Below are 25,528 nucleotides of genomic sequence, written 5' to 3'. Positions count from 1 at the left end.
GACAGCATTGGAAAATCTGTTCTTAATCACTCGTGTATCAGGCACTGCGCGCCTTGCCGGGTCGACTCCCACCCAACAGCCAGGCAGAAATTATCCCGGCAAGACCGGCTGCCATGGCCAGGAAGCCCTCCGGGTCGGCCGACAGGGGTTGCCAGAGACTGGCAATGGAGCCCAATACCAGGCCGATGATCACACAATAAGTCAGGCTGTGAAAACGCCTGAGCAGCCAGTGAATCGCTCTGGCGATCAAGGCAATACCGATCAGGTTGCCCAGAACAAACACCCCAACCAATGTCCAGTTCGGAGTACTGAAAGCGGTCTGCATGGTGGTATAGAGCCCCAGCAGCAAGAGAATGAAACTACCACTCAAACCCGGAATCACCAGGGCAAAGCTCGACACCACCGCTGCCAGCAGAATGATCAGCAGTGTTCTTGTGCTGGTGTCGGTCAAGGGCATGGTGGCTGAGGGAGAATCAGCCAACCCCATAAGCAGGACGCTCATGGCGCCAACAACAAACAGCCCGGCACTCAGCACCGGCCTGCGCCTGACCACTGAGCGGTCTATGTGGCGAACCAGATGTGGCAGGCTGCCGACGATCAGGCCGACAAAAAACAGATTGGTCTGCAGCGGATAGTTCGCGAGGAGAAAACCGATGATACGGGCAAAGCCGATGGTGCCGATCACCACGCCGACAACAACGGGCAGCAGAAACAGCAGATTGCGTCGCCAGCCCCCTTCGCTGGAAAAGAAGGCACCAAAGGCTTCCATCAGCTCGTCATAGAGGCCCAGCAGCACGGCAATGGTGCCGCCGCTGACGCCGGGCACCATATTGGCTATTCCGACAACAACACCTTTCAGGCCCACAATCGGCGACAGCATGGGCTTTCTCTGTGCCATCGAATATACCCCGAACCCACCAGATACCTGCGTTCAGTTTAGTGACCCGGCCGACCGCTGTCAGCCTTTCGGCCCTGCCAGACACAGGATTACAAAGGTGTCAGGCACAAAAAAGCCGGCACAAGGCCGGCTTTCTCAAGGGGTATCTAACTTGAAGTCAGATTAGAAGCTGTACTGAGCGAACAGTTCCAGCGTCTGAGCATCACCACTTTCGCCAACATCGGCGAAGCCAGCGCTTTCGAAGCTGGTGTTGGTGAACTTGGAGCCGTACTTGATACCGGAATCGGTAGTGTAGTCACCACCCACTTCCAGCTTGAAGTATTCGTTGACCGGAGTGGTGGCTTCACCGCCCAGACCCAGTTCAACGCCGGCGAACGCGCCCCAGGGGCCTTCCGCGTAGCTGACTTCGGCATCCAGGATGCCTTCACCAATCTCTTCAACCCAAGCCTGGTAGTTAGCTTCGAAAGTGATCGGAGCAAATGCGGCTACGAGACCGAAACCAACAAAGTCGCTTTCGTCAATAATCTCGTCACCAAGATCAACGTCAACGTACTGGGCATAAACTGAAATGTCGTCAGTCGCCTGCACGTCAACTTTCAGACCCAGAGCAGACTGCTCGCTGGCAGACTCAGTGTTGAATACTGCGGTCAGAGTCAGCAGGTCGATCGGAGACACTTCAGCGGCGACACCGAAGAAGGTTTCACCGTCTTCCATGCCGTCAGCGCCAACAGCTTCGCGGTACTGGAAGTCAGCCCAAACAGTGGCTACGTCCAGATCCTGAGTGATGCCGGCACCGAAACCGAATACGCCAGCGTCAGTACCTTCACCCTGAACCTGCAGACCGAACTCGTCGACTGAGTAACGGAAAGCACCGTCAACACCGTAGGAGAGGTCCAGTTCTTCGGCACCCAGTGCGTCGAAGATCGCGTAATCAGTCAGACCTTCCATCAGGCCGGCTGTGTTGACCACAGAACCTACCTGACCGAAAGAAATCGGACCTTCTTCAACCATCAGGTTATCGATGTGTACCCGACCATTCGGGCCGTCATTACCGGCACCGTTTTGGTTGTTTTCGTCTACCAGGCCTACAATCAGGTCACCGCTGAACGGACCGTTAGAGACAGACCAAGTGGCTTCCAGGTTGAACCAGTCATCGTTGTCACTGGCATAACCGGGCATGCCGTTAATGCGAGTATCGTTTTCCAGATCGAACATGGTGTTAACTTTAACAGAACCTGTAAAGTCAACTTCAGTTGTTGTTTCAGCAGCGGCCTGACCGGCAATGGCCAGGGCCAGTGCAGATACAGCAAAACCAGAAGCAAGTTTGATGGATTTCATTCAAGATTCCCCTTTTTTTTTCATGAACCTGATCCGATAGAACCAGACTCCTTAGGTTGGCGGTTGCAGCAACCACCGATTCTTATCGTTATTCAGTTTGCAGCAGCCATATTACACGGCCATTACAAAATTGAAACCCCTGACCGCAACCTTGCGAAAAGCGCTGTTCCTTTGTCAATAGCACGTCAGGTGCCTGAACGTGGTGTTATCTCACCAGAGAATTTTTGCATGGTCAACGGTTTTTCTGCCGAAATCCGCATTTAATGGGGGTTTTCACCGTGTTTATTGATGATTTTTCAAGCAGACAGGGCCCAGGGAGGCATCAGGCTGCGGTTGCGGCCTGTTTTACGGAGGGTGCAAAAGGGTTTACACAGTGTAATCAGTCGACGTAAATCCACCTTTCAAGTAATTTCTCATAGTCCGAGGACATTCCGCATCGTGTAAAGGCCAGCGGACTGATTGCCCAGCCATCGAGCCGCCCGCAAGGCACCACGGGCGAACGTCAGGCGACTGCTGGCCTTGTGTCCGATTTCAATGCGCTCGCCGTCAGCGGCAAATATGACATTGTGGTCACCCACTACATCACCACCGCGCAGGGTCGCGAAGCCGATGGTATTGCGGTCGCGAGGGCCTTCGGCGCCTTCGCGGCCATAGATCGCGCACTCTTCCAGATTGCGGCCCAGTCCGCGTGCGGCGGCCTCTCCCAGCGCCAGCGCCGTGCCGGAAGGCGCGTCGACCTTGTGCCGGTGATGCATCTCGACGATTTCCACATCATAGTCGTCGCCCAGTATGGCAGCCGCTTTCTCTATCAACTGCGTGAGTACCGTGACCCCGACAGACATGTTGGGGGCGAAGACCAGCGGTATGTGCTGGCCAGCCTCTGCTATGGCTGACTTCTGGTCAGCAGACAGTCCGGTGGTGCCAATCACCAGACTGAAGCCCTTCTGGCGGCACAGCGTCAGATGGCTTTCCAGTGCGCTGGGCAGGGTAAAATCGATCACTACATCCGCCTGCTCGACCTTGGCCAGGCTGTCGACCACAGGCACATCGACCTGCCCCAGCCCGCACAAGGCACCAATATCCTGGCCCAGCAGAGCACTGTCGGGCCGGTCGGTGGCGCCGGTCAACGTCAGATCGTCTGCTTCGTGCACCAGTTGGACGAGTGTGCGGCCCATGCGGCCGGTGGCGCCGGTGATGGCAATGCGGGTCATGGTGGGTACCTGTCGCAAGTTGAAAGTTGTAGGTCGGGTAAATAGTAGACGGAAGACAGTCGACGGTCGACAGTTGGCGCGGCCCTGAGCGCGGCCAAGGCCTGCGCCTACAAATGCGGCACTTTATCCTGTAGGCGCTGCTTTAGCTGCGCTCGGCGGCGTAGCCGCCTTGAAAGGGCCTGACGGCACTAGCGCGGCCAAGGCCTGCGCCTACAACCGAGGCACCGGCTGCGTTTTCTGTCTACTGTCGACCGTCCTCTGTCGACTGACCCGTTACATATCCTCGAAAAACTTCTTCACGCCGTCAAACCAGGAGGTTTTGCGCGGCGAGTGGCTGCTGTTCTTGCGATCCAGCGTAGCCTGGAACTCGCGCAGCAACTCTTTCTGTTTCTCGCTCAGCTTGACCGGGGTTTCCACCACCACCCGGCACATCAGATCCCCTTTGGGGCCGCCACGCACGGGGGTAACGCCCTTGCTGCGCAGGCGGAACAGCTTGCCGCTCTGAGTTTCAGCGGGAATCTTGAGCTTCACTCTGCCATCAAGCGTTGGTACTTCCAGCTCGCCGCCGAGCGCCGCATCCACAAAGGAGATGGGCACTTCGCAATAAAGGTTGCTGCCGTCGCGCTGGAACAGGGAGTGCTCCTTGACGATCACCTGCACATACAGGTCACCTGCCGGGCCGCCTTTGCTGCCGGCCTCCCCTTCACCGCTGAGCCGGATGCGGTCACCGGTATCGACGCCGGCCGGAATCTTCACATTCAGCGTCCGGGTCTCTTCTTTCACGCCGCGACCACGGCAATCAGTACAGGGGTCTTCGATTACCTGCCCTGAACCACCGCAGGCATGGCAGGTCTGCTGTACGGCAAAAAAGCCCTGCTGCATGCGCACCGTACCCGTGCCCTGGCACACGCCACAGGTCTTGGGCTTGGTGCCCGGTTTGGCGCCACTGCCGTCACAGGTGCCACAGGAAACCAGCGTCGGTACACGAATCGTCTTTTCGATGCCGCGCACCGCTTCTTCAAGCGTCAGTTCCAGGTTGTAGCGCAGGTCTGAACCCCGGCGCGCGGAGCTGCGCCGGCCACCACCACCGCCGGAGGCGCCAAAGATGTCGCCGAACACGTCGCCGAAGATATCGCTGAAGCTGCTGTGCCCGGCACCGCCAAAGCCGCCGGCCTGGCCATCGACGCCGGCGTGTCCAAACTGATCATAAGCCTGCCGCTTTTCGGCATCCGCCAGCACCTCGTAAGCCTCACTGGCCTCCTTGAACTTGGCCTCGCCTTCAGGGTCACCCTGATTGCGGTCCGGGTGGTATTTCATCGCCAGCCGCCGATAGGCTTTCTTTATGTCTTTCTCGTCGGCTGAACGATCCACGCCCAGAATTTCGTAGTAATCTCGTTTGGACATAGTTGCTGTGACTTCTGTAACGGTTGTCTGGATACATAGTCGAAAGTCGAAAGCCGAAAGAGGCACCGGGCCACTTCCCACTTTCGACTTTTGACTCTACTGCCTCAATGTAAGCTCGCAGCCCTCAAAGCGCGGCCAAGGCCGGCGCCTACAGGTCACGGGCTCGATAGCCCAAGCGCGGCCAAGGCCGACGCCTACAAATGAGGTACATTTCCTGTAGGCGCTGCTTTAGCTGCGCTCGGCGGCGCCAGCCGCCCTATACAAGGAGCCAATGGCTCCAAAGCGCGGCCAAGGCCGGCGCCTACAGGTCATGAGGCTCGTGTTCTACTTACGATCTTCGTCCTTCACTTCTTCGAACTCGGCATCGACGGCATCATCGCCGCCTTCTGCCGCCTGTTCAGCTTCCGCTTCGGCCGCACCGGCACTGGCGCTGGCCTGCTCTGAGTAGAGCTTCTGCGCCAGAGAGGCCGAGGCTTCGGTCAGGGCGTTGGTTTTCGCCTCGATGTCCGCCTTGTCGCCTTCTTTCAGAGCAGCCTCAAGATCTTCGATGGCTTTTTCGATGGCCTGCTTTTCTTCATCGCTCGCCTTGTCACCGGCTTCTTCCAGTGTCTTGCGGGTGGCGTGAATCATGCCATCTGCCGTGTTGCGCGCCTGCACCAGTTCTTCGAACTTCCGGTCTTCTTCGGCGTGCGCTTCAGCGTCCTTTTCCATCTGCTGGATTTCTTCATCGCTCAGGCCGGAAGAGGCCTTGATCACGATCGACTGCTCCTTGCCGGTGCCCTTGTCTTTTGCGGACACGTTCAGGATGCCGTTGGCATCGATATCGAATGCCACCTCGATCTGTGGCACACCCCGCGGTGCCGGCGGAATGTCGGCCAGGTCGAAACGACCCAGTGACTTGTTCTGTGCCGCCTGCTTGCGCTCACCCTGCACCACATGGATGGTGACAGCGGTCTGGTTGTCATCAGCGGTCGAGAACACCTGTGTCTTCTTGGTAGGAATTGTGGTGTTCTTCTCGATCAGTGAAGTCATCACGCCGCCCATGGTTTCGATACCCAGCGTCAGCGGCGTCACGTCGAGCAGCAGGACGTCCTTCACGTCGCCAGACAAGACCGCACCCTGAAGAGCAGCGCCCATGGCGACCGCTTCGTCCGGATTAACGTCCTTGCGCGGCTCCTTGCCGAAGAACTCTTTCACCTTGCTCTGCACCAGCGGCATGCGGGTCTGGCCGCCCACGAGAATCACTTCATGGATGTCGTCAAAGTCGACATCAGCGTCCTTGATGGCAGTGCGGCAGGGCTCGATGGAGCGCTCGACCAGATCTTCCACCAGCGATTCCAGCTTGGCTCGGGTCACCTTGACGTTCAGGTGCTTGGGACCATTCTGGTCGGCCGTGATGTAGGGCAGATTGACGTCGGTCTGCTGCGCAGAGGACAACTCTACCTTGGCTTTTTCAGCGGCCTCTTTCAGGCGCTGCATGGCCAGGGAATCGCCCTTCAGGTCGATACCGCTGTCTTTCTTGAACTGTTCGGCCAGGTAATTGATCAGGCGCAGGTCGAAGTCTTCGCCGCCGAGGAAGGTGTCACCATTGGTGGACAGCACTTCCACCTGGGTTTCGCCGTCGACATCGGCAATCTCGATGATGGAGATGTCGAAGGTACCCCCGCCCAGGTCATAGACCGCCACGGTGCGGTCGCCGGCCTTCTTGTCCAGCCCATAGGCCAGCGCAGCCGCCGTCGGCTCGTTGATGATCCGTTTGACTTCAAGGCCGGCAATGCGGCCGGCGTCCTTGGTGGCCTGACGCTGGCTGTCATTGAAGTAGGCCGGTACGGTAATGACGGCCTCGGTGACTTTTTCACCCAGGTAGTCTTCCGCCGACTTCTTCATCTTTTTCAGTACTTCGGCAGAAATCTGGGGCGGCGCCTTCTTGTCGCCTTTTACCTCGACCCAGGCATCGCCATTGTCGGCCTCGACAATCTTGTAGGGCACCATTTCAATGTCTTTCTGCACGACGTCATCAGCAAAGCGACGACCGATCAGGCGCTTGACCGCATAAATGGTGTTGTGCGGATTGGTCACCGCCTGGCGCTTGGCCGGCTGTCCGACCAGCACTTCATTGTCGTCCGTGTAGGCGACGATAGAAGGCGTGGTACGGTCGCCTTCTGCATTTTCCAGAACCCGGGTCTTGTCTCCGTCCAGGATGGCGAGACAGGAATTGGTCGTCCCCAGGTCGATACCGATAATCTTACCCATGCTATGCACTCCTCAGTATTCGGTTGCCTTTAGCCGGTATATGGGTGCCGGCGGCGTGATTTCAAGTTACTGACAAAAACTGCTGCTGATCTGAATCAGGCTGTCTCGTCGATATTCGGTTTAGCCTCGGAGCCCCCTTTGGACACCATGACCATGGCCGGGCGGATAACCCGACCCTTGAGCCGGTACCCTTTCTGGATCACCGCAATGACCGTGTTGGCCGGCACTTCTTCATTCTCGACCATTGACATGGCCTGGTGCTCCTGGGGGTCGAACGTCTGACCCTCAGGGCTGATCGGTGTCACATCGATCTTGTTCAGGGTGTCGGAGAATGACTTGTCCGTAAGCTCCACACCTTCCATGATGGCGCGCACGGCGCTGTCTTCCTTATTGGCGCCCGCTTCCAGGGCGCGCTCCAGATTGTCCTTCACCGGCATCAGCTCCTTGATCAGCTTGTCCTGACCATATTTGTGCGCTGCCTCTATGTCCTTTTCCGCGCGCCGGCGAATATTCTGTGCCTCAGCCTCGGAGCGCAGTAGCGCCTCTTTCAGCTTTTCGATTTCCTGCTGACTGGCCTGCAACTGTTCGACCAGATCTTCCAGGCTGACCTCTTCACTGGAAGCCGTGCTGTCTACTTCGGCCGCGTCAGACCCGTCTTCCGCGGAGCCGGCTTCATCAGGTGCCTCAGCAGTGTCCTGAGACTGCTTCTGCTCTTCCTGCAAAGCTTCTGCCGCCTGTTCTTCGGTCTGTTTGGACTCATCAGCCGCCATGTCTGAAATCTCCTCGGTACTCTGATAGCCGGCCGCCAGCCTCTCTGGTTCGCGCTGGCAGGCCGCATGATTACGGTTTCGTCTCAATGTGGGGGGCGTCAGCGCAAGTTCAACCCCCTGATCAAACATTGATGTCTTGCACTGTATACTGTATTTAATTACAGTGCTGTACATAATGACACCAGGAGCCCGTCTATGCTCTGCTACCTGAACATTCGCAATTTCATTATTGCCCGCTCCATTGAACTGGATGTCCAGAAGGGTCTGACCGTGCTCTCGGGAGAGACTGGCGCCGGCAAATCAATCATTCTTGATGCCCTGATGTTGCTCGCCGGCGGGCGAGCGGATTCCAGCCAGGTGCGCCACGGTGAAGACAAGGCCGATCTCAGTGCGACTTTTCTAATCCAGCCCGACTCGCCGGCCGGCCAGTGGCTGCACGAGCAGGAGCTGTGGCAGGAAGGCGAGTGTGTGGTGCGGCGGGTACTGACCGCCGACGGGCGCTCCAGAGCCTTCATCAACGCCACATCAGTGCCGGTGGCTCGGCTACGCGAGTTCGGTGATCTGGTGCTGCGCATCCATGCGCAACATGAACACCAGCGGCTTATGAAGCCGGACCAGCATCTGTTCATTCTTGATGCCTATGCACGCCCCACCGAGAAGCTCGATCAGGTGCGCGAGTATTATCGGGAATGGCGCTCTGTGCGCCAGCAGCATTCAGCGCTGCTGAACCGCCTGCAGCAGGATTCGGCCGAACAGAAGCTGATGGCCTACCAACTGGAAGAGCTGAACGATCTGAACCTGCAACCCGGAGAATTGTCCGAACTGGAGCAGGAACAGAAATCACTGAGTCATGCCGAGACACTGCTCGGCGCCGCCAGCGAAGTCAGCCAGTTGCTCAGTGCAGAAGCCGGTGACACCGACCTGCTGGGCCTGTTGCGTCACGCCACCCAGATTCTGGAGCCACAAGCCGAACTCAACAGCACCCTGAGCAATGCGCTAACCCTGCTGCAAAATGCCCAGGTGCAACTGGACGAGGCCCAAGCCGACCTCACTCATTTTGCCGCCGATTTCGAGTGGGACCCGGAACGACTTGCCGTGGTGGAAAAGCGCCTCAGCCAGGTTTACGAGATCGCACGCAAACATCACTGTGCACCAGAAGCACTGACCGAGTTGCATGAGAACCTCACAGCCCAACTGGGCGACCTTGATGCTGATGAATCAACGGTAGAGGCTCTGGCCCAGAAGGAAATCGAGCTGGCTCAGGCCTACCAGAAGGCAGCCGAAACCCTGTCCCGGCAGCGCAGCGAAGCCGGGGCTCAACTGGCCGAAGCGCTGGCCCAGCAACTGCATAAACTCAACATGCCTCATGCGCAAGTGGTCTGCCGAGTCACACCACAGCCCGAGAAGGCCGGTCCGCTCGGCATAGATGATGTAGAACTGTGCCTGTCGGCCAACCCGGGGCAACCCGTGCAACCCCTGCACAAGGCTGCCTCCGGGGGCGAACTGTCACGCATCGCGCTGGCGGTTCAGGTGGTGGCACAGCAGACCCGCCAGGCGCCGACGCTGTTCTTTGATGAAGTGGATGTGGGTATCAGTGGTGCAACCGCCGAAGAAGTCGGTCGCCTGATACGACAGCTCAGTGATCAGAGCCAGATTCTCTGTATCACGCACCTGCCGCAAGTGGCCTCATTTGGCCATCAGCACTGGCTGGTGGAAAAGCGGGTCGAGGATCAGGACACCCTGTCCGAGGTACGCACTCTGGATACTGAACTGCGCACTCAGGAAGTGGCTCGGCTGATTTCTGGCACTCGGGTCACGGAGACTACGCTGGCGCATGCCAGAGACCTGCTGGCAGCGCCGATGATGCACTGATGATAAGTCGACAGATGACGGTCGACAGTTGACAGAAAAAAGCGTTGCAGCTCAGAGCAATTCAGGAAGATGAACAGCCATTTGGCTGCTGTCTGCCAACTATTTGGCCTTGGGCCTGACGTACAAGACCAGGCTGTGATCGACGAGCTCGTAACCGTGTTCTTCGGCAATCTGTTTCTGACGCTTTTCGATCACCTCGTCCATAAACTCGATCACCGAGCCGTCTTCGACTGACACCATGTGGTCGTGGTGCTCGCCATCGTCCAGTTCGAACAGGGCATGGCCACCATCAAAGTTGTGGCGCACGACCAAACCAGCGGCTTCGAATTGGGTCAATACCCGATAGACGGTCGCCAGACCGATTTCCTCGCCAGCCTCGATCAACTGACGATAGACATCCTCGGCGCTCATGTGACGGGGGTCCGCATTCTCAAGCATTTCAAGAATCTTGAGCCTGGGCAGTGTCACTTTAAGGCCCGCTTTCTTCAGTTCGGCGTTGCTCACCCGACAGTTCCTCTGTTGTTGTGCGTCTATTGAACCAATTACTGGCGTTTTTCCGCTTTGGCTGCTCGGTTGGCTCTGGCCTCTTTGGGATCAATCAGCAAAGGGCGATACACCTCCACGCGCTGTCCCTCTTCAACCGCAACCTGTTCCGGCCGGGCCACTTTCTTGCCAAAAATGCCCAGCGGTGCCTGCTGCACGTCAATCTCCGGAAATTCTTCACCAATCCGGCTCTGAAGCACTGCCTCACGCAGTGTCGTACCCGCCTTAACAGTCACTACCATAATGCGCTGCTTTTGGGGGGTGGCACAAGCCACTTCTATGTGCACTTCTTGCTCATCTGTCATGCCGGTCAACCATAAACCGAGCGCGCGCGCTGGTAAAAGCGGTCAACCAGTTTATCCGCCATTTTACCGATCACCGGTTCCAGAATCATCCGCAGTCCGAAGCCCTTTACTTCAAACTCCAGCTCGAAACATATTTCACTGCCGTCTGCATCACCGTTGAAATGCCACTCACCGTGCAGATGCTTGAAGGGCCCACGCACCAGTTCCATGCTCATCCAGCCCGGTGGACGCAGTCGATTGCGCGTGGCAAAGGTCTCTGTGACGGGCCCCTTGTGCACTTCCAGTTCAGCGGCAATGCTCTGTTCCGACCGGTCAAGAATGCGGACCGACCTGATCTCCGGAAGGAACTCCGGATACGACTCGATGTCATGCACCAGCGCGTACATCTGCTCGGGCGAATAGGGCACGCTGGCACGCCGCTCAATTCTCATGATGACTCCCAATCCCAGTGGCGGTAACGGTAGCCGGCCCAACCCAGGGTCACCACCAGAGCCAACAGCAGCAACTGAGTTGCCGCCGGTATGGCCCAGGCGAATTGAACCTGAATGACCAGCACCGCCAGAAGGGCGAGCGTTGTACCAAATCTGAGATGGAAGTGCCACCATGTAAACCGCCGCTCGGCCACTGGCCGGACTTCTTCGACCAACTGATGCGCCGGCATGACCCACCCGGCATAAATGACAGTCAGCAGACAGACCGCCGGCAGCATCAAATTGGCCGGTATGTTGGCGAACCAGTCGAGTATGGTGGCGCCATAGAACCGGATCTCGCGCCAGACGTTGAAGGAGAGCAACACTGCGACGCCCAGCCCCCAGACGACTGCAACTGCAATGACAGCTGCCCGGTAGCGGGAGATTTGGTAGCGTTCATGCAGCCACATGACGGCATGCTTGACCAGAAACATACCGGTAGACACACCACTTAGCAGTACCACCAGATAGAGAAGAGTCAGCCATCCGGTGCTCGCTTGCGAAACGGTCTGCATCATGGCCAGCGGGACGTTCACAAACACGAATGCCAATGCATCACTGCTTTCGATACTGCCAACAACACCCAGAACCACAGCGGCGAACATCATGCCCCACAGCAAGTCGACCAGTACCACCCATAACGCAGTACCGCCCAGCGAGAACCGTTCATCCATGTGGGCGCCCAAAACCAGGCTGATGCCCAGGCCGAGCCCGAGACTGTAGAAAGACAGGGTGGCAGCGCGCACCCAGATGTCCGGATCAGCCAGAGACGCCTCTCCATCAAACAGTCGATTGACTCCCGAACTCCAAAGCCCCTGACCCATAACCCAGAGGGCCAATGCGGCCACAGCAAAAAGCAGCACCGCCCCCATGATTGCAACCGGCAGCTGCACCCCCCAGTGTGAGGGCAGAGCAAGACCCACCAGGATCAGCAAACAAACCAGAGAATGCAGCAGAATCATGCGCCGGTTGTCTGCCAGCAATTCGGTCATGGCAAAGCGCAGACCGATTTCGGTATCCGGCAATGTGCCGCTGGCTGAGCGCCAGGCGTAGTCGAGCGCCCAGCTCGAAAAGGCCAGGTAATAGGCCGCCACGATCATGCCCGTGATCACCACCACCACACCGAGGTAGCGCCAGCGCTGCGACACAAACGCCTCAGCGGCGATGTGCGCCAGACTGTGGGGCGCACTGTGCCGACCACGGCGGCCGATCAACAGCTCGGTCATGATGACAGGCACCGCTAGCGCGACATGGGCAATCAGATAGGCAACCAGAAAGGCGCCGCCCCCAGAAGAGATGGCCATGGGGAAGCTGAACACATTGCTCAGGCTGATCACTGCACCGCTTAAGGCAAGAGCGAAAAGCCAGCGGTGTCGCCAGAAATTGTGCTGGACCAGTGTAGCCATAGGAAACCCGTAGCAATATAAAGCGCAGGCACTATAATGGCGCGCTATGTCAAAAAACAAGACACCAGAAAACACCATAGCGCAAAACAAGAAGGCGCTGCACGACTATCATATTATAGAAACCTTCGAGGCGGGTATTGCCCTGTCTGGCTGGGAGGTCAAGTCGCTGCGGGCCGGCAAGTGCCAGTTGCGCGATTCCTATGTGCTGTTCAAGGATAATGAAGCCTGGCTTCTTGGTGCCTTGATCACCCCGCTGCTATCAGCCTCATCCCATGTTGTGGCCGATGACGTGGCACGGCGAAAACTGCTGATGAAGCGCCGCGAAATTGACCGGCTCGCGAGCCAGGCCGAGCAAACTGGCTATACCGCAATCGCCCTGTCCATGTACTGGAAGCAGCACCTGGTCAAGGTCAAGATCGCTCTGGTGCGCGGCAAGCAGACCCATGACAAGCGTGAAAGCATCAAGCGCCGCGACTGGGATCGGCAGAAGCAGCGGATCATGAAGCAGCATAATCGTTAATCAGTGGACAGAAGACAGTCAACAGTGCACAGAGAAAGCAAAGGACTGTGTTCGGGCCTTGCTTTCTGCACCAGTGGCCGCATAATACAAGATGAGTTTTGGGGACGTTCCGGATTCGACGCGGATTACGAAGCTCAAGGTGCATGTCGTGATGACGACCAATCACGTAAATCCAAAGTCGTAAAAAGATAATCGCAAACGACGATACTTTTGGCGGCGAAGTCCGCCTGGCAGCTTAATAATATAGCAGCCACTCGGAATTAGTTGAGCCTGAGCGGCTTTTTCCGAGTCAAATATCAGGATCGCAGTGAAGGTTGTCTGGGCCGGACCTGTTAAACAATCATTCCAGGCCAGCCAGCACATCAGCCTGCCCTTCGGCGGTTGTGCGGTTAAATAAATGAAGGTGCTAAGCATGTAGTACCGAGAGTAGAGGATTTGCGGACGCGGGTTCGACTCCCGCCGTCTCCACCAATACCGAAGCCCCGGGGTCTAACAACCTTGGGGCTTTTTTGTGCCTGAACAGTTCATGCGGGAGCAGCGAGCCCGAAGGGCCAAGGCCTAACAACTTCGTCCTCTTTGCGCTTTCCCACTATGCGCGCAAGACTAATCCGGTTGCCAGTCTCGCGTACACCAATCATTGCCGGCAAGCCAGGCTGGATCGTCTAAGCATAAGGGCGAGCAGGAGTATGCGAGGGTTGTCGGCATCCTTTTCAAGCACCCTTGAAACCCGGCATTACAGGACATTATAGCGCAATATTGTCCGTCTATAGCTTACATATTAGCTCGTCATTTGTTGCGAATACCTATTTAGTTTACACTGATGGCCTGGGTTTACAGAGTCTTGAATGTATTCCGCTGTTGTTTTCTTCTCTGTTCTATGCCTTGCGCAGGTGCGCCGATGGGTCACTTGGCAGGTCAGCCCCTCACTCGATCGAAAGATCGGCTACTGCCTCACTGAGGCTCAATTGAGTCACCAAGACATCACAGTCCGACTCTTACCGGAGCTAAAATTATGGTAAAGCCATTTCGTAATATATTACGAAAACGTTGGCAAGCTACTGCGCTTGCGCTGGCCGGCAGCCTGGGTACCCAAGCCGTCGCATCAATCAGCAGCGACGACTTCCTGGGCTACCCGACACACAATAGGCCCGTGCATATTGACCTGAACGGCAACGGTCAAGCCGATATATTCAAGATCTGGAATGAAGACGGCCATGTCAACATTGATGCCCACCTGTCTGACGGCCAATCATTCAACATTCATCGCTGGGCCACTCAACAGGCGGCGTTTCTGGACGGCATGAGGTGGTTTGCCGGCGACTTCAACGGCAATGGTAAAACCGACATTGTCAGAGTCTGGAATCACGAAGGCCAGGCGGCAATGGTGCTCCAACTGTCAACCGGGCAGTCGTTCGAGCTTCAGCACTGGTCTACGCACCAGGGTGGCTACGTCGACAGCATGCAGTGGTTTGTTGCCGACTTCACCGGTGATGGGCAGGATGAACTGCTCAAGATCTGGGCGCACGAGGATCATCTCTATGCAGACGTGCATATGTCCAATGGCACACAGTTTGATCATTTCGAACGCTGGGCTTCCCATCAAGGCGGCATGTGGGAAAGCATGCAATGGTTGGTAGGCGACTTCACCGGCAATGGCAAAACCGACCTGATGAAAGTCTGGCCAGAACAGGGCATGGTCAACGCCGATGTGCATGTATCTACCGGCAGTTCCTTCGACATTCAGCGCTGGGGCACCCATCAGGGGGGCTATAGCGATTACATGAAATGGTCAGTTGCTGACTTCACCGGCAACGGTCGAGACGACCTGCTGAAATTTGTTGAGCACGAGGGCGGCCTTTACGCGGACGTGCATGTGTCTACAGGCACCTCATTTGACCATCAAAGCTGGGCGCTTCATCAAGGTGCAGTCACCGACGATATGCAGTGGTTTGTCGGCGATTTCAACGGTAGCGGCCGCTATGATCTGATGAAGATCTGGCCCGACCATGGCCAGATGGTTTCTGATGTCCACGTGTCGACAGGCCATTCCTTCGAGCACCAGCGTTGGGCGACTCATCAGGGCGGCATGTGGGAAACCATGCAGTGGGCTGTGGGCGACTATACCGGCAACGGACGCTACGATTTGGTAAAAGTCTGGGACGAAGAAGGCCAGATGAATTCCCAGGTTCATACCTCTACCGGACACAGCTTCGAGTTGGAAAACTGGGCCTACAACCAGGGGGGTATCTGGCCTGAGCAGATGTGGTCCGTCAACCCGGGGAATATTCAGGGCCGCTCCATGGCAGAACATCAGCGCGGTGAAGCACTGCTGCACACGTTTGCCAATCATCTGCGGCGCCTGCCCGGTAAAGCGGAGTTCGACTACTGGTTCAATGTGCCCAACACCAACACCGAGATCGTAACAGCCCTGGTCAACTCGGAAGAGGCACAACGCAAGGCGGAAATAGGGGCCTTGTTTGTCAGCTATCTGGGGAGGATTGCGCCAGCCCATGAGGTCAACTACTGGCACAACACCGGCAGTTCACTTCAGGATATTGAAATGATGCTGGCAGGCACAGATGAGCACCGGCAACTGATGGTGTCCCACATCTATGGCCTCTATCTGGGTCGTGAGCCGTCTGCAGACGACATGGCCTATTGGCTCAACTCTGAATACGACGTTCCGGACATAGTGAATCAGATCTGGCAATCAGAAGAGCGCCAGCAGGTGCGAGAGCAGCCGCATCGCCGTGAATTCGAGATCAGACTCTTGTATGGAACCTATCTTGGGCGCAAACCCAACACGGACGAAGTCGATCACCACATGCATTCTGGCTACAGCATTGCGCAGAAGGTAGACATATTTCTGGACAGCCCGGAACGCCGGGAGCTGGTCACACAGATGCTCGTCAATCTGGGCCATGAACCACTGGATGTGCATGTGGACGAGATGCGTCTGAGCCAGGCAGCGGTGGAACAACTGCCCATGCTGATCGAAGAGTATATGATCTTTTATGAGGCCGAGCAGGAGGCCATACAGCAGGCTGCGGAAGAGGCACATCGGGAAAACCTGAGAGCCCAGGTCAGAGCCATGGGTGAGCGAGCCATGCATGGGCCCACCTGGATGGAACGCCAGCAGGCCGAGTTCACTGCTCAGTGGCATTCCAACCACCAGGAGACAATCGCCATGCAGGAGCAGCTCAGTGCGAGGATGAGAGCCGAGTTCCAGGCCTCTGTGGATGCCTGGAGAGCTGAATCAGATGCATTTTGGGAAAGGAATCGACAAATAGTCATGGCCAACTATGCCCGGCACGTGGTTACCAACGAAATGTACCGACAGGAGCTGGGCATTTCGGGCAGTACGCCAACAAACAGCCTCGGTATTGACTTCAATGCCATCGAGCCCATTGGCGTAGACACCCTCGGCACTCAGGAGTCCACATTGTCAATCCTGTCCGATCAACCCGGTACATTGGTCGCGTCGGCTGATCCATTGCTACTGGGAGATCCGATGGAGTACTCGAGGCCCTACATGTCACCGCTGGAATCACAGACACAAGTGACAACCCCTGACTACAACAAGGTGCCCGTGGTCGAGGATCCGCGAGGCATGAATACCGAAGCGGGCAATATGGATTTTATGCCGAACAACCGCTCTGGCGGGTACAGTGCCGGTTTTCAGGGCCTGTCAGTCTACGACCGCACGTCAGACGGTACTTTTTTGGACCAAAATCTGACACGGGAGTTCCGCGAAGGCTATACACAGGGCCTGATCATGCGCGGCCTCTTTGATGTAGTCCTGCCGTTCAGATCAATCAACAATTCTGCTGCAAGGCAGTACCAAAATTATAATTACGACCCATCCAGCCCCAGCCCTGAGGGTACTAGTCCAACACCCTCCTGGTTCAGCCCGCGTAACATGCAGAACAACCCGAGTCAGCACTGACACACACAGTGTCTACCAGCCCCCTTAACGGGGGCTTTTTTTCGCAGAAACTTTACTGTGGGGGCCCGCCACCAATTTTACCCGTCGACGTACTGAAATTCGCAAAGCACGCGACCCATCTATAAGATTTCGGTAGCCTGTCACTCGGTCAAACCCGCTGTTGCAACGATACACGGCTCATGAGGTGAAGAGACGCGTGCGCCAGATATTGATTACCCTGTTTGTACTGAATTTGCTGTTTGTGGCGCTGGCCTGGCCCTTGCGCGAAAGCGCTGGCCTGCCGCTTGTAGCGGCAGAGGCACTCCTGCTGACCGGCCTCTTTCTGCTGCTGCCATCGGCACGTTTTCGGGCCATTCCGGCGCGGGGCATCGCCCTACTGTATGTGCTCGCGGCCCTGTTTGTGGGCTTTGATGTCCTGGTACAGACAAGCCTCGGGCGGTCGCTGAACGTCTATCTTGATTTGCCACTGCTTCGTTCGGCTTATGACTTGTCCATGACCAATCTGGGTGGCCTGAGCACAGCCCTGATTGCCGTCGGCGGCCTGGCTCTGGCTGGTGTCGTGATATGGCTGCTGGAATCACTGCTGACCCGCCTGCCAGCCACGGGACAACGCACCAGACTGACAGGTGCGGGACTGCTGCTTGCCGGGTTGGGGGCAGGGCTGGCCGCCCCCATGACCGGGGGTCTGGTTGCGGCACAGGGAATAGCCGTACTCGGCAACCAGTGGCAACAGGCGCAGGACACGCGCCTGGCCAGACAGGCCTTCGCAGAAAACATCACCCGAGAGGCCGAACAGCACGAGCCATCAGCAATGCCCGGCCTGGCCGATCGAGATGTCTATCTGGTGTTCGTGGAATCCTATGGCATGGAGGCCATTACCGACGAGCGCTATTCAAACGTGATTGAAGACCGACTGAACAGCATGGAGCAACAACTCGATGAGGTCGGCATGGCGGCGCTCACCGGTCGGCTCAAGGCGCCCATTCAGGGTGGGCAATCCTGGCTGGCCCATGCCACCCTGTTGAGTGGCCAGTGGATTCCCAACCAGTTGAAATACGAAACCCTGCTGGATAGCGGAGCACCCACTTTGGTTGGAGATTTCAGCCGGATCGGGCATGCCGTCCATGCCGTCATCCCGGCCAATACGCGGGACTGGCCGGAAGGGCGTCAGTATGGCTTTGATGCCGTCCATGATTCCACCAATATGGGGTATGAAGGCCCGGCGATGAACTTTTTCACCATGCCGGACCAGTACACGCTGAGCTGGCTGCACCATACGCTGCGCCAGCAGGAAGAGGCTCCCCTGTTTGCGATGGCTGCCCTGATCTCCAGTCACGCCCCCTGGGTGCCGGTCATTCCCATTGTGGACTGGAACGAGATCGATGACGGCGCCGTTTTTGACGAGCATGCTGACGGCCACCCGTCACCGGACGAGGTGTTTCAGGACAATGAGCGGGTGCGCCGGTTCTATCTGGATTCGGTTGAATACAGCCTGCAGGTGGTGGCTGACTTTGCCGAGCGCTACCTGCCGGAAGATGCTTTGCTCATCGCAATTGGTGACCACGAAGCACCGCCCGTTGTCACCCGGCCTGAGGTCAACCGTGCTGTGCCGATCCATCTGATCAGTGGCGACGAGACACTGCTGTCAGCCTGGGAAGAGATCGCAGATGATGCGTTTGCTGCAACCTTGCGTGAGGGGATGTGGCCGGGCCGGGAGCAGACGCCCGAGGCCCCCGGTATGGATGCGTTTCGCGCGGCGCTGCATCGCGCCTATGATTAGTCAGAATGGATGTCGCCGGCATCGTATCAGACCAGCACCAACCAGGCCCAGACATGGGTGGCCAATACACCGAGCGTGAGCACAGTACGCAGCAGAGCGTAGCCACGCGTATAGACCTGATGCATGATCAGCATCTCCCAGGCCCACAGCAGCAAAAAGCCGGTACCCAGCGCCAGCACGGTCAGATGAGTGGGGAGAAACAGGGCAAGCCACGCCAGGGCCGGCAGCATCAGACCCACAACAACGGACGGCATTTGTTTCTGTTGCAGGCCGTACCACCAGTTCACACCAGCCAGAAAGGACAGAATGATCACCGAGTAGGTCAAAAACGGCCCAGCGTCTGACCAGCCCACCTGCAGCGCGATGGCGCTGCCAACGAATGGCAACAGACCTGCCAGCCCACCCGACAATACCAGCGGCGGGTTTCGTCTGAGCGAGGAGGCTATCACGCGGACGTTCCTTCATCCCTGTTTTCGCGCTTTACGGCACAATACCCCATACGATCGTAGCGCCGGTCGGCCCAGCGCCGATAGCCCCATTGGGCCAGCGGCCTGATACCCGGCAGATTGAACACCCGCCACAACCAGCCGAGTGGCGTGGACTGCCAGAGCGCTATATTGGCATCGAGACCCACCTCGAGGCGACCATCGGTGCGCCGCAGATGCAGGTCCCGCAGCAAAGCCAACCGGTTCAGCCCGGACGGCAGCTCTTCTTCAGCAAGGCCGTGCACGTCGACGAAGTAGACCTGCCGGGTCAGACGCCGGACCAGCGCGATCTCGCGCCGACACAAGGGGCAGGCCCCGTCATAATACAATATTGCCTGTTCAGGCGCGTTTGCCATGTCGATACAACCAGACTATGTCGATGAGAAATGAGAGCACCAGCAGCCCAAGGGCAGTTGACAGTGCAACCGCCACCAGTGTCTGTGGCAACCAGGGTGGCAGACAGGCCAGCAAGGTGGCCACCTGCCAGACACAAACCGCCTGCCGACGACGACTCGCCGGCAGCGCTGCCCGCATCCAAGCCAGCCAGTAGCCGGCAGCAAAAAAGGCATAGCGCATCAGGCCGAGAAGCAAAACCCAGATACCAGCCCTGTCCAGAACCACCAGCAGGCAAGCCAGACCCAGAATGAAAACAGCATCCAGTTCCATGTCAAAGCGGGCGCCAAAAGCAGATATGGTGCCTGTTCTGCGCGCCGTCCAGCCGTCCAGACCATCGAGACTAAGCACCGCCAGGCTGAGCAGAGCCAGCAACCAGGCGTGCTCTGCCGCCCACGCGGGGACCGACAGCGCCGCCAGCACCAGCAGCACAACAATGCCGCGCACCAGGGTCACGCGATTGCCCCAACCCAGCGTGAGCAGTGGCTGGCCCTGTCGGCCTGTCCAGAAACCGGCAGACCAGCCTTTTCTGGGCCAGCGCAGCCAGATCACCGCTGCCAGTAACAAGTAGCCGAGGACAACGGCGACGACATAGGCACTGCCCGGCTCCAGCGCACTGTGGACCGCCACGGCCGCAAGCAGCGCCAGAACGCCGCCCACAGCAAGGTCGACCGTCGGTGTCCGGGTGCTCAACTCTGTGTGCAACGTGTTCGACCAGAGTGTCATAGTCAGCCAGTTGTCTGTTTTCTGCATGGTTAGAGTAGTTTACGTCTCGAGTCACACCCTGGATTGCAACCCCCCGGGGCTGGACTGCTACACTTCAGGGCAAAGGATAATGACTTTCAGCATCCACGCATCTAAGGCCGGGCGCAACCATGCAGGCAGAGCAGCAGGACATCCGGGAGCATCTGCGACGGCACCCCCCGTTCAGTTTCCTCTCTGACGATTGGCTGAGCACCCTGGCTCAGCAGGTTGAGATAGCCTATTTCCGGGCCGGCAGCGACATTCTGAACGCTGACGATGAAGTCAAGGACCTGCACTACATCCGCAGTGGCTCGGTAGAGCTTTTCCGGCGCGACGGCGCGCTCTACAACAGACTGGCCGAGGGCGATATTTTCGGTCAGATGGGGTTGTTGACGGGCAGCCGGGTGCGGTTTCCGGCCCGGGCAATTGAAGACACTCTGATCTATTTTGTTCCCGAGACCCAGTTCAAGGCACTGTTCGAACAGGTCGAAGTATTTGCCGAGTTTGTAGAAATAGAAGATCGCACCCGCCTGCGCCAGGCAACCGAACAAGGTACGCGCAGCAACGAATTGATGACTACTCGCGTGGGCAAGCTGATCAGCCGCGCACCGGTGACGGTGACCGCGCAGGCTACGCTGCAGGAGGCGGCGGCCGTGATGACCGAAGAGAATGTATCATCGGTGGTGGTGGTGCCCGAAACCGACGGCGACCCGGTGGCCGACACCCCACGAGCAGCGGACAGCGGCATGCTGGGCATTATTACCGACCGTGACCTGCGACGCCGGGTTATTGCGCAGGGTGTCTCCTTCGAGCGCCCGGTCAGTGAATTCATGTCAACCAATGTGGTGACGGTGCAGGATGACCAGTTTCTGTTCGAGGCACTGCTGGTCATGCTGCGCGAAAACGTGCACCACCTGCCCGTGCTGCACCGGCTCAAACCGGCAGGCGTCATTGGCCTCTCCGATATCATCAGCCATGAAACCCAGAACAGTCTGTTTGTGGTGCGCAATATCTTTCACAAGAACAGTGTAGACGAACTGGTTACCCTGGCGCCCGATATCAAGGCCTGCTTTGTGCGCATGGTTCAGGAGGATGCCAACTCGCACATGATTGGCAGCGCCATGGCCACCATCGGCCGCAGTTTCAAGCAACGTCTTCTGGAACTGGGTGAGCTGGAACTGGGGCCGGCGCCAGTGCCCTACTGTTTTCTGGCTCTGGGGTCCATGGCTCGGGATGAGCAATACCTGGTCACCGATCAGGACAACGCAATGGTGCTCGACGACAGTTTCGAGCCGGCCCGCCACGATCCGTATTTTTTGGCGCTTGCCCAGTTTGTCAGCGATGGGCTGGCTCGCCTGGGATACACCTACTGCAAGGGCGACATCATGGCAACCAATCACCAGTGGCGGCAGCCGCTCAAGGTCTGGCGCCGCTATTTCACCCAATGGATTCGCAAGCCAAATGCCGAGTCACTGCTGAACAGTTCGATCTTCTTTGATCTGGACGGCGTGCACGGTGACATCCAGATGGCCGACCAATTGAAGGCACTGATTGCAACGGAGTCCAGCCAGCAACATGGTTTTCTCGGCTGCATGGCGCGCAATGCCCAAAACAGAACGCCGCCACTTGGATTCTTCAAGGACTTTGTACTGGAAACCAGTGGCAGCCACCGCAATTCCATCAACCTGAAACGGCGCGGCACTGCGCCGCTGGTGGACGTTATCCGAGTACACGCGCTGGCCAGCGCGTCTCAGGCACAGAATTCGTTTCGGCGGCTGGAAGACATCACAGCAGCCGGTTTTCTCACCAGCAGCAATGCGGCGGATCTGCGCGACGCGCTGGAATTCATTTCTCTGGTTCGTGTGCATCACCAGGCCCGAGCCATCGAGGCCGGGCGCGAGCCCGGCAACAATATCAACCCGGAGCATCTGACCTCCTTTGAACGGCGTAACCTGAAGGACGCTTTCCGCGTGCTGAGCAACGCGCAGAAATACCTCAAATTCCGCTACCGGCCACAGCGGACAGGCTAGTCGATGTTTACCCCGACACGACCGACCTCGGCCACCGAGCCCCCAGACTGGTCACAGCGGATCCCACGACGTGCCGCCGAAGCACAAAACCCGATCGTCAAAGCCTTCTATGGCAGCGGGGCTGTCGCACCCGACACACCACTCAGGCAGGTGCCCTTCGTCGCTCTCGACCTGGAGACCACCGGACTGGATGCAGAGCAGCACAGCATACTGTCCATCGGGCTGGTGCCGTTTACCCTGGAACGAATTCCGTTGGCGGGTGCACAGCACTGGCTGGTTAAACCGGACCGACCATTGTCCGAAGATTCAATACTGATACACCATATTACACATGAGGCCATTCAGCAGGCGCCACCCATTCAGGACATACTGCCAAGGGTACTCGACCATCTGGCTGGACGTATCGTGGTGGTTCATTACCGGGCGATAGAGCGACGCTTTCTGCATCGAGCTGCCCTGAATTGTTTCAACGAGGCCCTGGAATTCCCTGTTGTGGACACCATGGAGCTGGAGGCGCGGGTCTACCGGAAAAGCTCCCCCGGGTTCTTCAGTCGACTGCTCGGCCGCCAGCCAAAACCCATTCGCCTGTCTGATGCCCGTATCCGCCTCAATCTGCCCTTCTATCCTCCACATGATGCGCTTACCGATGCCATAGCAACCGCGGAACTGCTGCAAGCCCAGGTTGCCCAAAGATACAGCCCGGAAACGCCCATCGGCACCCTTTGGCGATAAAAGAGCCCGTGTCCTGCCCCGCATCTTGCACTCTGATCCATGCTTGCGATACTCAGCGTATGTTCCCATCAAGTAGCAGGTACGGATAGCGTGATGACTGATGACCGAACAACACACGCCTTCTGGACCACCGGGCCCAATTGCGGAGAACTGCGCGAAGAACCGCTAAACCATCCCGGGCCGAACGAAGTCCTGGTGCGGACTCTGCACTCGGCCGTGTCGCGCGGTACAGAGGCGCTGGTTTTCCGGGGCGATGTCCCCGAATCCGAGTTTGAGCGCATGCGAGCTCCTTTTCAGGCCGGAGAGTTTCCCGCGCCGGTCAAATATGGCTACGCCAGTGTCGGGCTGGTGGAGGAAGGCCCGGCCAAGCTGTTGGGCCAGACCGTGTTCTGCCTCTACCCGCATCAGGCCGAGTATGTCGTGCCGGCCACAGCTGTACTGCCCTTGCCTGATGGCCTGCCGGCAGCACGAGCCGTGTTGGCCGCCAATACCGAAACAGCCATCAATGGCCTTTGGGATGCTCCGCCCCGTATCGGCGACCGAGTCACCATTGTCGGAGGGGGTGTCGTCGGGCTGTTGCTCTGTCATCTGGCCAGCCAGATTCCCGGAACCGACGTAGAACTGGTGGACATCAATCGTGCGCGTGCGGATCTGGCCACGCGACTCGGGGCGCACTTCACAACACCGGATCAGGCCCGCGCCGAGCGTGATCTGGTGTTTCATGTCAGCGGGGCGCCTGCCGGCCTGCAGACCGCCCTTTCGCTGGCGGGTACGGAGGCCAGAGTGGTCGAGATGAGCTGGTTCGGCCAGCAGACCGTGCCACTGGCTCTGGGTGAAGCCTTTCATGCCCGGCGCCTGCAGCTGTTGTCCAGCCAGGTCGGACAGGTTGCTCCGGCGCAGCGGCCGCGCTGGTCGCACCGCGAGCGGTTGGCACTGGCTCTGAAACTGTTGAAGGATGGCCGGCTGGATGCACTGATCAACACTCACAGTGCCTTTGCTGATTTGCCACAAACCATGAAAACCCTGAGCACCCGCCCGGGTAATACCCTGTGCCACAGAATTGACTACCACTGAACTGCCAAGGGAGACCTCCATGTACAGTCTGACCGTGCGCGACCACCTGATGATTGCGCACAGCTTCAACGGTAACATTTTCGGCCCTGCACAGGCGCTGCATGGCGCCACCTATATCGTGGATATCACATTCCACCGTCCGGAACTGGATGACGATGACCTGATCGTGGACATAGGACTGGCCAGTGACACATTGAAAGCAGTGCTGAAACCCTTCAATTTCAAGAATCTGGATGATCTGCCTGAATTCAGGGGTCGCAACACCACCACCGAATTCATGGCACGACAGATCTTTGATCGCATGCAGCAGGCGATCAAGGCCGGTCAACTGGGGCCGACCGGTAATGGTTTGACCCACATGAAGGTCATGCTGGGTGAATCCCATGTGGCCTGGGCCAGTTATGAAGGATCACTGGCATGAAGGGCCGGCAGAGTTCCTGTGCTGGCGGGTGCTCCTGAGATGCAGGAATCTGCTGCAGGACAAGAGAAGGATCGTTTTGACCACAATTGGCTGACGCTGCGGGAGCCCGCCGATCACGAGGCGCGCGCCAGTGCACTCAATCAGCGACTGGTCGAGTGGCTGCCTTACAATCAACCGCTGGGCATCGTGGATCTGGGGTGCGGCCAGGGTTCCAACCTGCGCTATCTGGCGCCGCTGCTGCCCGGACCGCAACAATGGACCCTGGTCGATCATGATGAGGCCTTGTTGGCCGCCGCCCTGCAGCGTTGCGCCGGCATCAGGGATTCTGATGGGCAGACCTTGCAGGTCGATGTTCGACAGGCGGACCTCAGACAACTGGCCGACTGGTCGTCAGCCATTGGTGCCGATACGCAGCTGGTCACTGCCTCCGCCCTGCTCGATCTGGTATCGGCAGACTGGTTGTCTCACCTGGTTGCAGTACTCAAATCCCGACGGCCGGCGATCCATATGGTGCTGAGTGTCGATGGCCAGTTCGGTTGCAGCACGCTTCACGCGGATGACGAGCTGATCCGGGCCGCCTTCAATGCGCATCAGCGAGGACCGGGACCGTTCGGCCACGGACTGGGGCCGGACGCGGCAGCCGAGCTGGCAGACCGGCTGCAAGCCATTGGTTACCGAGTGCAAAGCGCAGCCAGTCCCTGGCATGTCCCCACTGAACAGGCAGCGCTGCAGCGCTGGCTCATTCAAGGCTGGGGGGATGCGGCCATCGAGCAGTGTCCGGATCAGGCTGATCGCATAAAAGCCTGGACGTCTCAGCGGCTGGCTGAAGCAGGTTCAACCGGGTTCTTGCTGACTGTCGGACATACTGATGTGCTGGCGTTGCCACCCATGTCGGATCGGGACACCTGACATGGCGGGCAAGGTATTGCTGCG

22 protein-coding genes and 1 other RNA gene are annotated in these 25,528 nt (G+C 58.0%); 10 read left to right on the top strand and 13 right to left on the bottom strand.

Annotation, left to right across the window (positions count from 1 at the left end; genetic code table 11):
- Nucleotides 1-37: 37 nt before the first annotated feature.
- From LAT62_RS07880 to grpE, 6 genes are all read right to left on the bottom strand, one after another.
- Entirely contained in the window at nucleotides 38-898 is an 861-nt protein-coding gene (locus LAT62_RS07880; protein ID WP_293381592.1) for a DUF368 domain-containing protein, read from the bottom strand.
- A 162-nt stretch (nucleotides 899-1,060) separates the two neighbouring features.
- The gene (locus LAT62_RS07875) at nucleotides 1,061-2,236 is read right to left on the bottom strand and encodes a hypothetical protein (RefSeq protein ID WP_293381589.1); all 1,176 of its coding nucleotides are present in this window, start codon (nucleotides 2,234-2,236) and stop codon (nucleotides 1,061-1,063) included.
- 413 nt (nucleotides 2,237-2,649) lie between these two features.
- A complete protein-coding gene (gene dapB, locus LAT62_RS07870) occupies nucleotides 2,650-3,447 on the bottom strand; it encodes a 4-hydroxy-tetrahydrodipicolinate reductase (protein ID WP_293381585.1) in 798 nt (265 codons plus the stop codon).
- A 273-nt stretch (nucleotides 3,448-3,720) separates the two neighbouring features.
- Nucleotides 3,721-4,851, bottom strand: coding sequence for a molecular chaperone DnaJ (dnaJ, locus tag LAT62_RS07865; RefSeq protein WP_293381582.1), 1,131 nt, complete (start codon nucleotides 4,849-4,851; stop codon nucleotides 3,721-3,723).
- 324 nt (nucleotides 4,852-5,175) lie between these two features.
- Nucleotides 5,176-7,104 (bottom strand): molecular chaperone DnaK, encoded by a 1,929-nt coding sequence (gene dnaK / locus LAT62_RS07860; protein WP_293381579.1) that lies wholly within the window; start codon nucleotides 7,102-7,104, stop codon nucleotides 5,176-5,178.
- Nucleotides 7,105-7,199: 95 nt separating this feature from the next.
- Nucleotides 7,200-7,874 carry a nucleotide exchange factor GrpE gene (grpE, locus tag LAT62_RS07855; RefSeq protein ID WP_293381576.1) on the bottom strand — a complete coding sequence of 225 codons (675 nt, stop codon included), beginning with the start codon at nucleotides 7,872-7,874 and terminating at the stop codon, nucleotides 7,200-7,202.
- A 195-nt stretch (nucleotides 7,875-8,069) separates the two neighbouring features.
- Here grpE and recN point away from each other — a divergent pair, with 195 nt between their 5' ends.
- Nucleotides 8,070-9,746 (top strand): DNA repair protein RecN, encoded by a 1,677-nt coding sequence (gene recN / locus LAT62_RS07850; RefSeq protein WP_293381573.1) that lies wholly within the window; start codon nucleotides 8,070-8,072, stop codon nucleotides 9,744-9,746.
- Between the two features lie 99 nt (nucleotides 9,747-9,845).
- Here the strand turns inward: recN and fur are convergent, their stop codons facing one another.
- The 4 genes from fur to LAT62_RS07830 are packed head-to-tail and all read right to left on the bottom strand — an operon-like array spanning nucleotide 9,846 to nucleotide 12,470.
- Nucleotides 9,846-10,250: a ferric iron uptake transcriptional regulator gene (fur, locus tag LAT62_RS07845; RefSeq protein ID WP_293381570.1), complete on the bottom strand. Its 405-nt coding sequence runs from the start codon at nucleotides 10,248-10,250 to the stop codon at nucleotides 9,846-9,848.
- 38 nt (nucleotides 10,251-10,288) lie between these two features.
- Nucleotides 10,289-10,594: an RnfH family protein gene (locus LAT62_RS07840; RefSeq protein ID WP_293381568.1), complete on the bottom strand. Its 306-nt coding sequence runs from the start codon at nucleotides 10,592-10,594 to the stop codon at nucleotides 10,289-10,291.
- Between the two features lie 5 nt (nucleotides 10,595-10,599).
- A complete protein-coding gene (locus LAT62_RS07835; protein ID WP_293381565.1) occupies nucleotides 10,600-11,025 on the bottom strand; it encodes a type II toxin-antitoxin system RatA family toxin in 426 nt (141 codons plus the stop codon).
- Complete coding sequence (locus tag LAT62_RS07830; RefSeq protein ID WP_293381562.1) at nucleotides 11,022-12,470, bottom strand: sodium-dependent transporter; 1,449 nt, start codon at nucleotides 12,468-12,470, stop codon at nucleotides 11,022-11,024. Before LAT62_RS07830 ends, LAT62_RS07835 begins: the two co-directional genes overlap by 4 nt.
- Nucleotides 12,471-12,516: 46 nt before the next feature.
- Between LAT62_RS07830 and smpB the strand changes: the two genes are divergently transcribed.
- The 4 genes from smpB (at nucleotide 12,517) to LAT62_RS07810 (ending at nucleotide 18,716) form a co-directional block, all read left to right on the top strand.
- Nucleotides 12,517-12,990 (top strand): SsrA-binding protein SmpB, encoded by a 474-nt coding sequence (smpB, locus tag LAT62_RS07825; RefSeq protein WP_293381559.1) that lies wholly within the window; start codon nucleotides 12,517-12,519, stop codon nucleotides 12,988-12,990.
- A gap of 100 nt (nucleotides 12,991-13,090) precedes the next feature.
- Nucleotides 13,091-13,461, top strand: a transfer-messenger RNA (tmRNA) gene (gene ssrA, locus LAT62_RS07820).
- A gap of 541 nt (nucleotides 13,462-14,002) precedes the next feature.
- Nucleotides 14,003-16,936: a VCBS repeat-containing protein gene (locus LAT62_RS07815; RefSeq protein ID WP_293381556.1), complete on the top strand. Its 2,934-nt coding sequence runs from the start codon at nucleotides 14,003-14,005 to the stop codon at nucleotides 16,934-16,936.
- A 196-nt stretch (nucleotides 16,937-17,132) separates the two neighbouring features.
- Nucleotides 17,133-18,716 (top strand): alkaline phosphatase, encoded by a 1,584-nt coding sequence (locus LAT62_RS07810; RefSeq protein WP_293381553.1) that lies wholly within the window; start codon nucleotides 17,133-17,135, stop codon nucleotides 18,714-18,716.
- Nucleotides 18,717-18,742: 26 nt separating this feature from the next.
- Here the strand turns inward: LAT62_RS07810 and LAT62_RS07805 are convergent, their stop codons facing one another.
- Genes LAT62_RS07805 through LAT62_RS07795 form a run of 3 tightly spaced genes read right to left on the bottom strand, consistent with a single transcriptional unit; the run spans nucleotide 18,743 to nucleotide 20,320 of the window.
- Nucleotides 18,743-19,165, bottom strand: coding sequence for a DUF3429 domain-containing protein (locus LAT62_RS07805; protein ID WP_293381550.1), 423 nt, complete (start codon nucleotides 19,163-19,165; stop codon nucleotides 18,743-18,745).
- Nucleotides 19,162-19,557, bottom strand: a complete 396-nt coding sequence (locus LAT62_RS07800; protein WP_293381547.1) for a thiol-disulfide oxidoreductase DCC family protein — start codon at nucleotides 19,555-19,557, stop codon at nucleotides 19,162-19,164. Before LAT62_RS07800 ends, LAT62_RS07805 begins: the two co-directional genes overlap by 4 nt.
- A complete protein-coding gene (locus LAT62_RS07795; protein WP_293381544.1) occupies nucleotides 19,541-20,320 on the bottom strand; it encodes a CDP-alcohol phosphatidyltransferase family protein in 780 nt (259 codons plus the stop codon). Before LAT62_RS07795 ends, LAT62_RS07800 begins: the two co-directional genes overlap by 17 nt.
- 149 nt (nucleotides 20,321-20,469) lie before the next feature.
- Here LAT62_RS07795 and LAT62_RS07790 point away from each other — a divergent pair, with 149 nt between their 5' ends.
- From LAT62_RS07790 to LAT62_RS07770, 5 genes are all read left to right on the top strand, one after another.
- Nucleotides 20,470-22,368 carry a putative nucleotidyltransferase substrate binding domain-containing protein gene (locus tag LAT62_RS07790; protein WP_293381541.1) on the top strand — a complete coding sequence of 633 codons (1,899 nt, stop codon included), beginning with the start codon at nucleotides 20,470-20,472 and terminating at the stop codon, nucleotides 22,366-22,368.
- 3 nt (nucleotides 22,369-22,371) lie between these two features.
- Nucleotides 22,372-23,100, top strand: coding sequence for a 3'-5' exonuclease (locus LAT62_RS07785; protein ID WP_293381538.1), 729 nt, complete (start codon nucleotides 22,372-22,374; stop codon nucleotides 23,098-23,100).
- Nucleotides 23,101-23,193: 93 nt separating this feature from the next.
- On the top strand, nucleotides 23,194-24,174 hold the full coding sequence (locus LAT62_RS07780) for a zinc-binding alcohol dehydrogenase (protein ID WP_293381535.1): 981 nt from the start codon (nucleotides 23,194-23,196) through the stop codon (nucleotides 24,172-24,174).
- A gap of 19 nt (nucleotides 24,175-24,193) precedes the next feature.
- Complete coding sequence (locus tag LAT62_RS07775) at nucleotides 24,194-24,595, top strand: 6-carboxytetrahydropterin synthase (RefSeq protein ID WP_293381532.1); 402 nt, start codon at nucleotides 24,194-24,196, stop codon at nucleotides 24,593-24,595.
- A 39-nt stretch (nucleotides 24,596-24,634) separates the two neighbouring features.
- A complete protein-coding gene (locus tag LAT62_RS07770; RefSeq protein ID WP_293381529.1) occupies nucleotides 24,635-25,504 on the top strand; it encodes a trans-aconitate 2-methyltransferase in 870 nt (289 codons plus the stop codon).
- Nucleotides 25,505-25,528 lie beyond the last annotated feature (24 nt).

The organism is Natronospirillum sp., assembly GCF_022565775.1.
Lineage (GTDB): Bacteria > Pseudomonadota > Gammaproteobacteria > Pseudomonadales > Natronospirillaceae > Natronospirillum.
Note: the sequence above shows the minus strand (reverse complement) of the source record. Positions and strands in the feature narration are given on the sequence as shown.

Bases quoted from the DNA above. Each gene is read 5' to 3' on its own strand.
- LAT62_RS07880 (WP_293381592.1), bottom strand. From the start codon at position 898: ATGGCACAGAGAAAGCCCATGCTGTCGCCGATTGTGGGCCTGAAAGGT.
- LAT62_RS07875 (WP_293381589.1), bottom strand. From the start codon at position 2,236: ATGAAATCCATCAAACTTGCTTCTGGTTTTGCTGTATCTGCACTGGCC.
- dapB (WP_293381585.1), bottom strand. From the start codon at position 3,447: ATGACCCGCATTGCCATCACCGGCGCCACCGGCCGCATGGGCCGCACA.
- dnaJ (WP_293381582.1), bottom strand. From the start codon at position 4,851: ATGTCCAAACGAGATTACTACGAAATTCTGGGCGTGGATCGTTCAGCC.
- dnaK (WP_293381579.1), bottom strand. From the start codon at position 7,104: ATGGGTAAGATTATCGGTATCGACCTGGGGACGACCAATTCCTGTCTC.
- grpE (WP_293381576.1), bottom strand. From the start codon at position 7,874: ATGGCGGCTGATGAGTCCAAACAGACCGAAGAACAGGCGGCAGAAGCT.
- recN (WP_293381573.1), top strand. From the start codon at position 8,070: ATGCTCTGCTACCTGAACATTCGCAATTTCATTATTGCCCGCTCCATT.
- LAT62_RS07840 (WP_293381568.1), bottom strand. From the start codon at position 10,594: ATGACAGATGAGCAAGAAGTGCACATAGAAGTGGCTTGTGCCACCCCC.
- LAT62_RS07835 (WP_293381565.1), bottom strand. From the start codon at position 11,025: ATGAGAATTGAGCGGCGTGCCAGCGTGCCCTATTCGCCCGAGCAGATG.
- LAT62_RS07830 (WP_293381562.1), bottom strand. From the start codon at position 12,470: ATGGCTACACTGGTCCAGCACAATTTCTGGCGACACCGCTGGCTTTTC.
- smpB (WP_293381559.1), top strand. From the start codon at position 12,517: ATGTCAAAAAACAAGACACCAGAAAACACCATAGCGCAAAACAAGAAG.
- LAT62_RS07815 (WP_293381556.1), top strand. From the start codon at position 14,003: ATGGTAAAGCCATTTCGTAATATATTACGAAAACGTTGGCAAGCTACT.
- LAT62_RS07800 (WP_293381547.1), bottom strand. From the start codon at position 19,557: ATGGCAAACGCGCCTGAACAGGCAATATTGTATTATGACGGGGCCTGC.
- LAT62_RS07795 (WP_293381544.1), bottom strand. From the start codon at position 20,320: ATGACACTCTGGTCGAACACGTTGCACACAGAGTTGAGCACCCGGACA.
- LAT62_RS07790 (WP_293381541.1), top strand. From the start codon at position 20,470: ATGCAGGCAGAGCAGCAGGACATCCGGGAGCATCTGCGACGGCACCCC.
- LAT62_RS07785 (WP_293381538.1), top strand. From the start codon at position 22,372: ATGTTTACCCCGACACGACCGACCTCGGCCACCGAGCCCCCAGACTGG.
- LAT62_RS07780 (WP_293381535.1), top strand. From the start codon at position 23,194: ATGACTGATGACCGAACAACACACGCCTTCTGGACCACCGGGCCCAAT.
- LAT62_RS07775 (WP_293381532.1), top strand. From the start codon at position 24,194: ATGTACAGTCTGACCGTGCGCGACCACCTGATGATTGCGCACAGCTTC.
- LAT62_RS07770 (WP_293381529.1), top strand. From the start codon at position 24,635: ATGCAGGAATCTGCTGCAGGACAAGAGAAGGATCGTTTTGACCACAAT.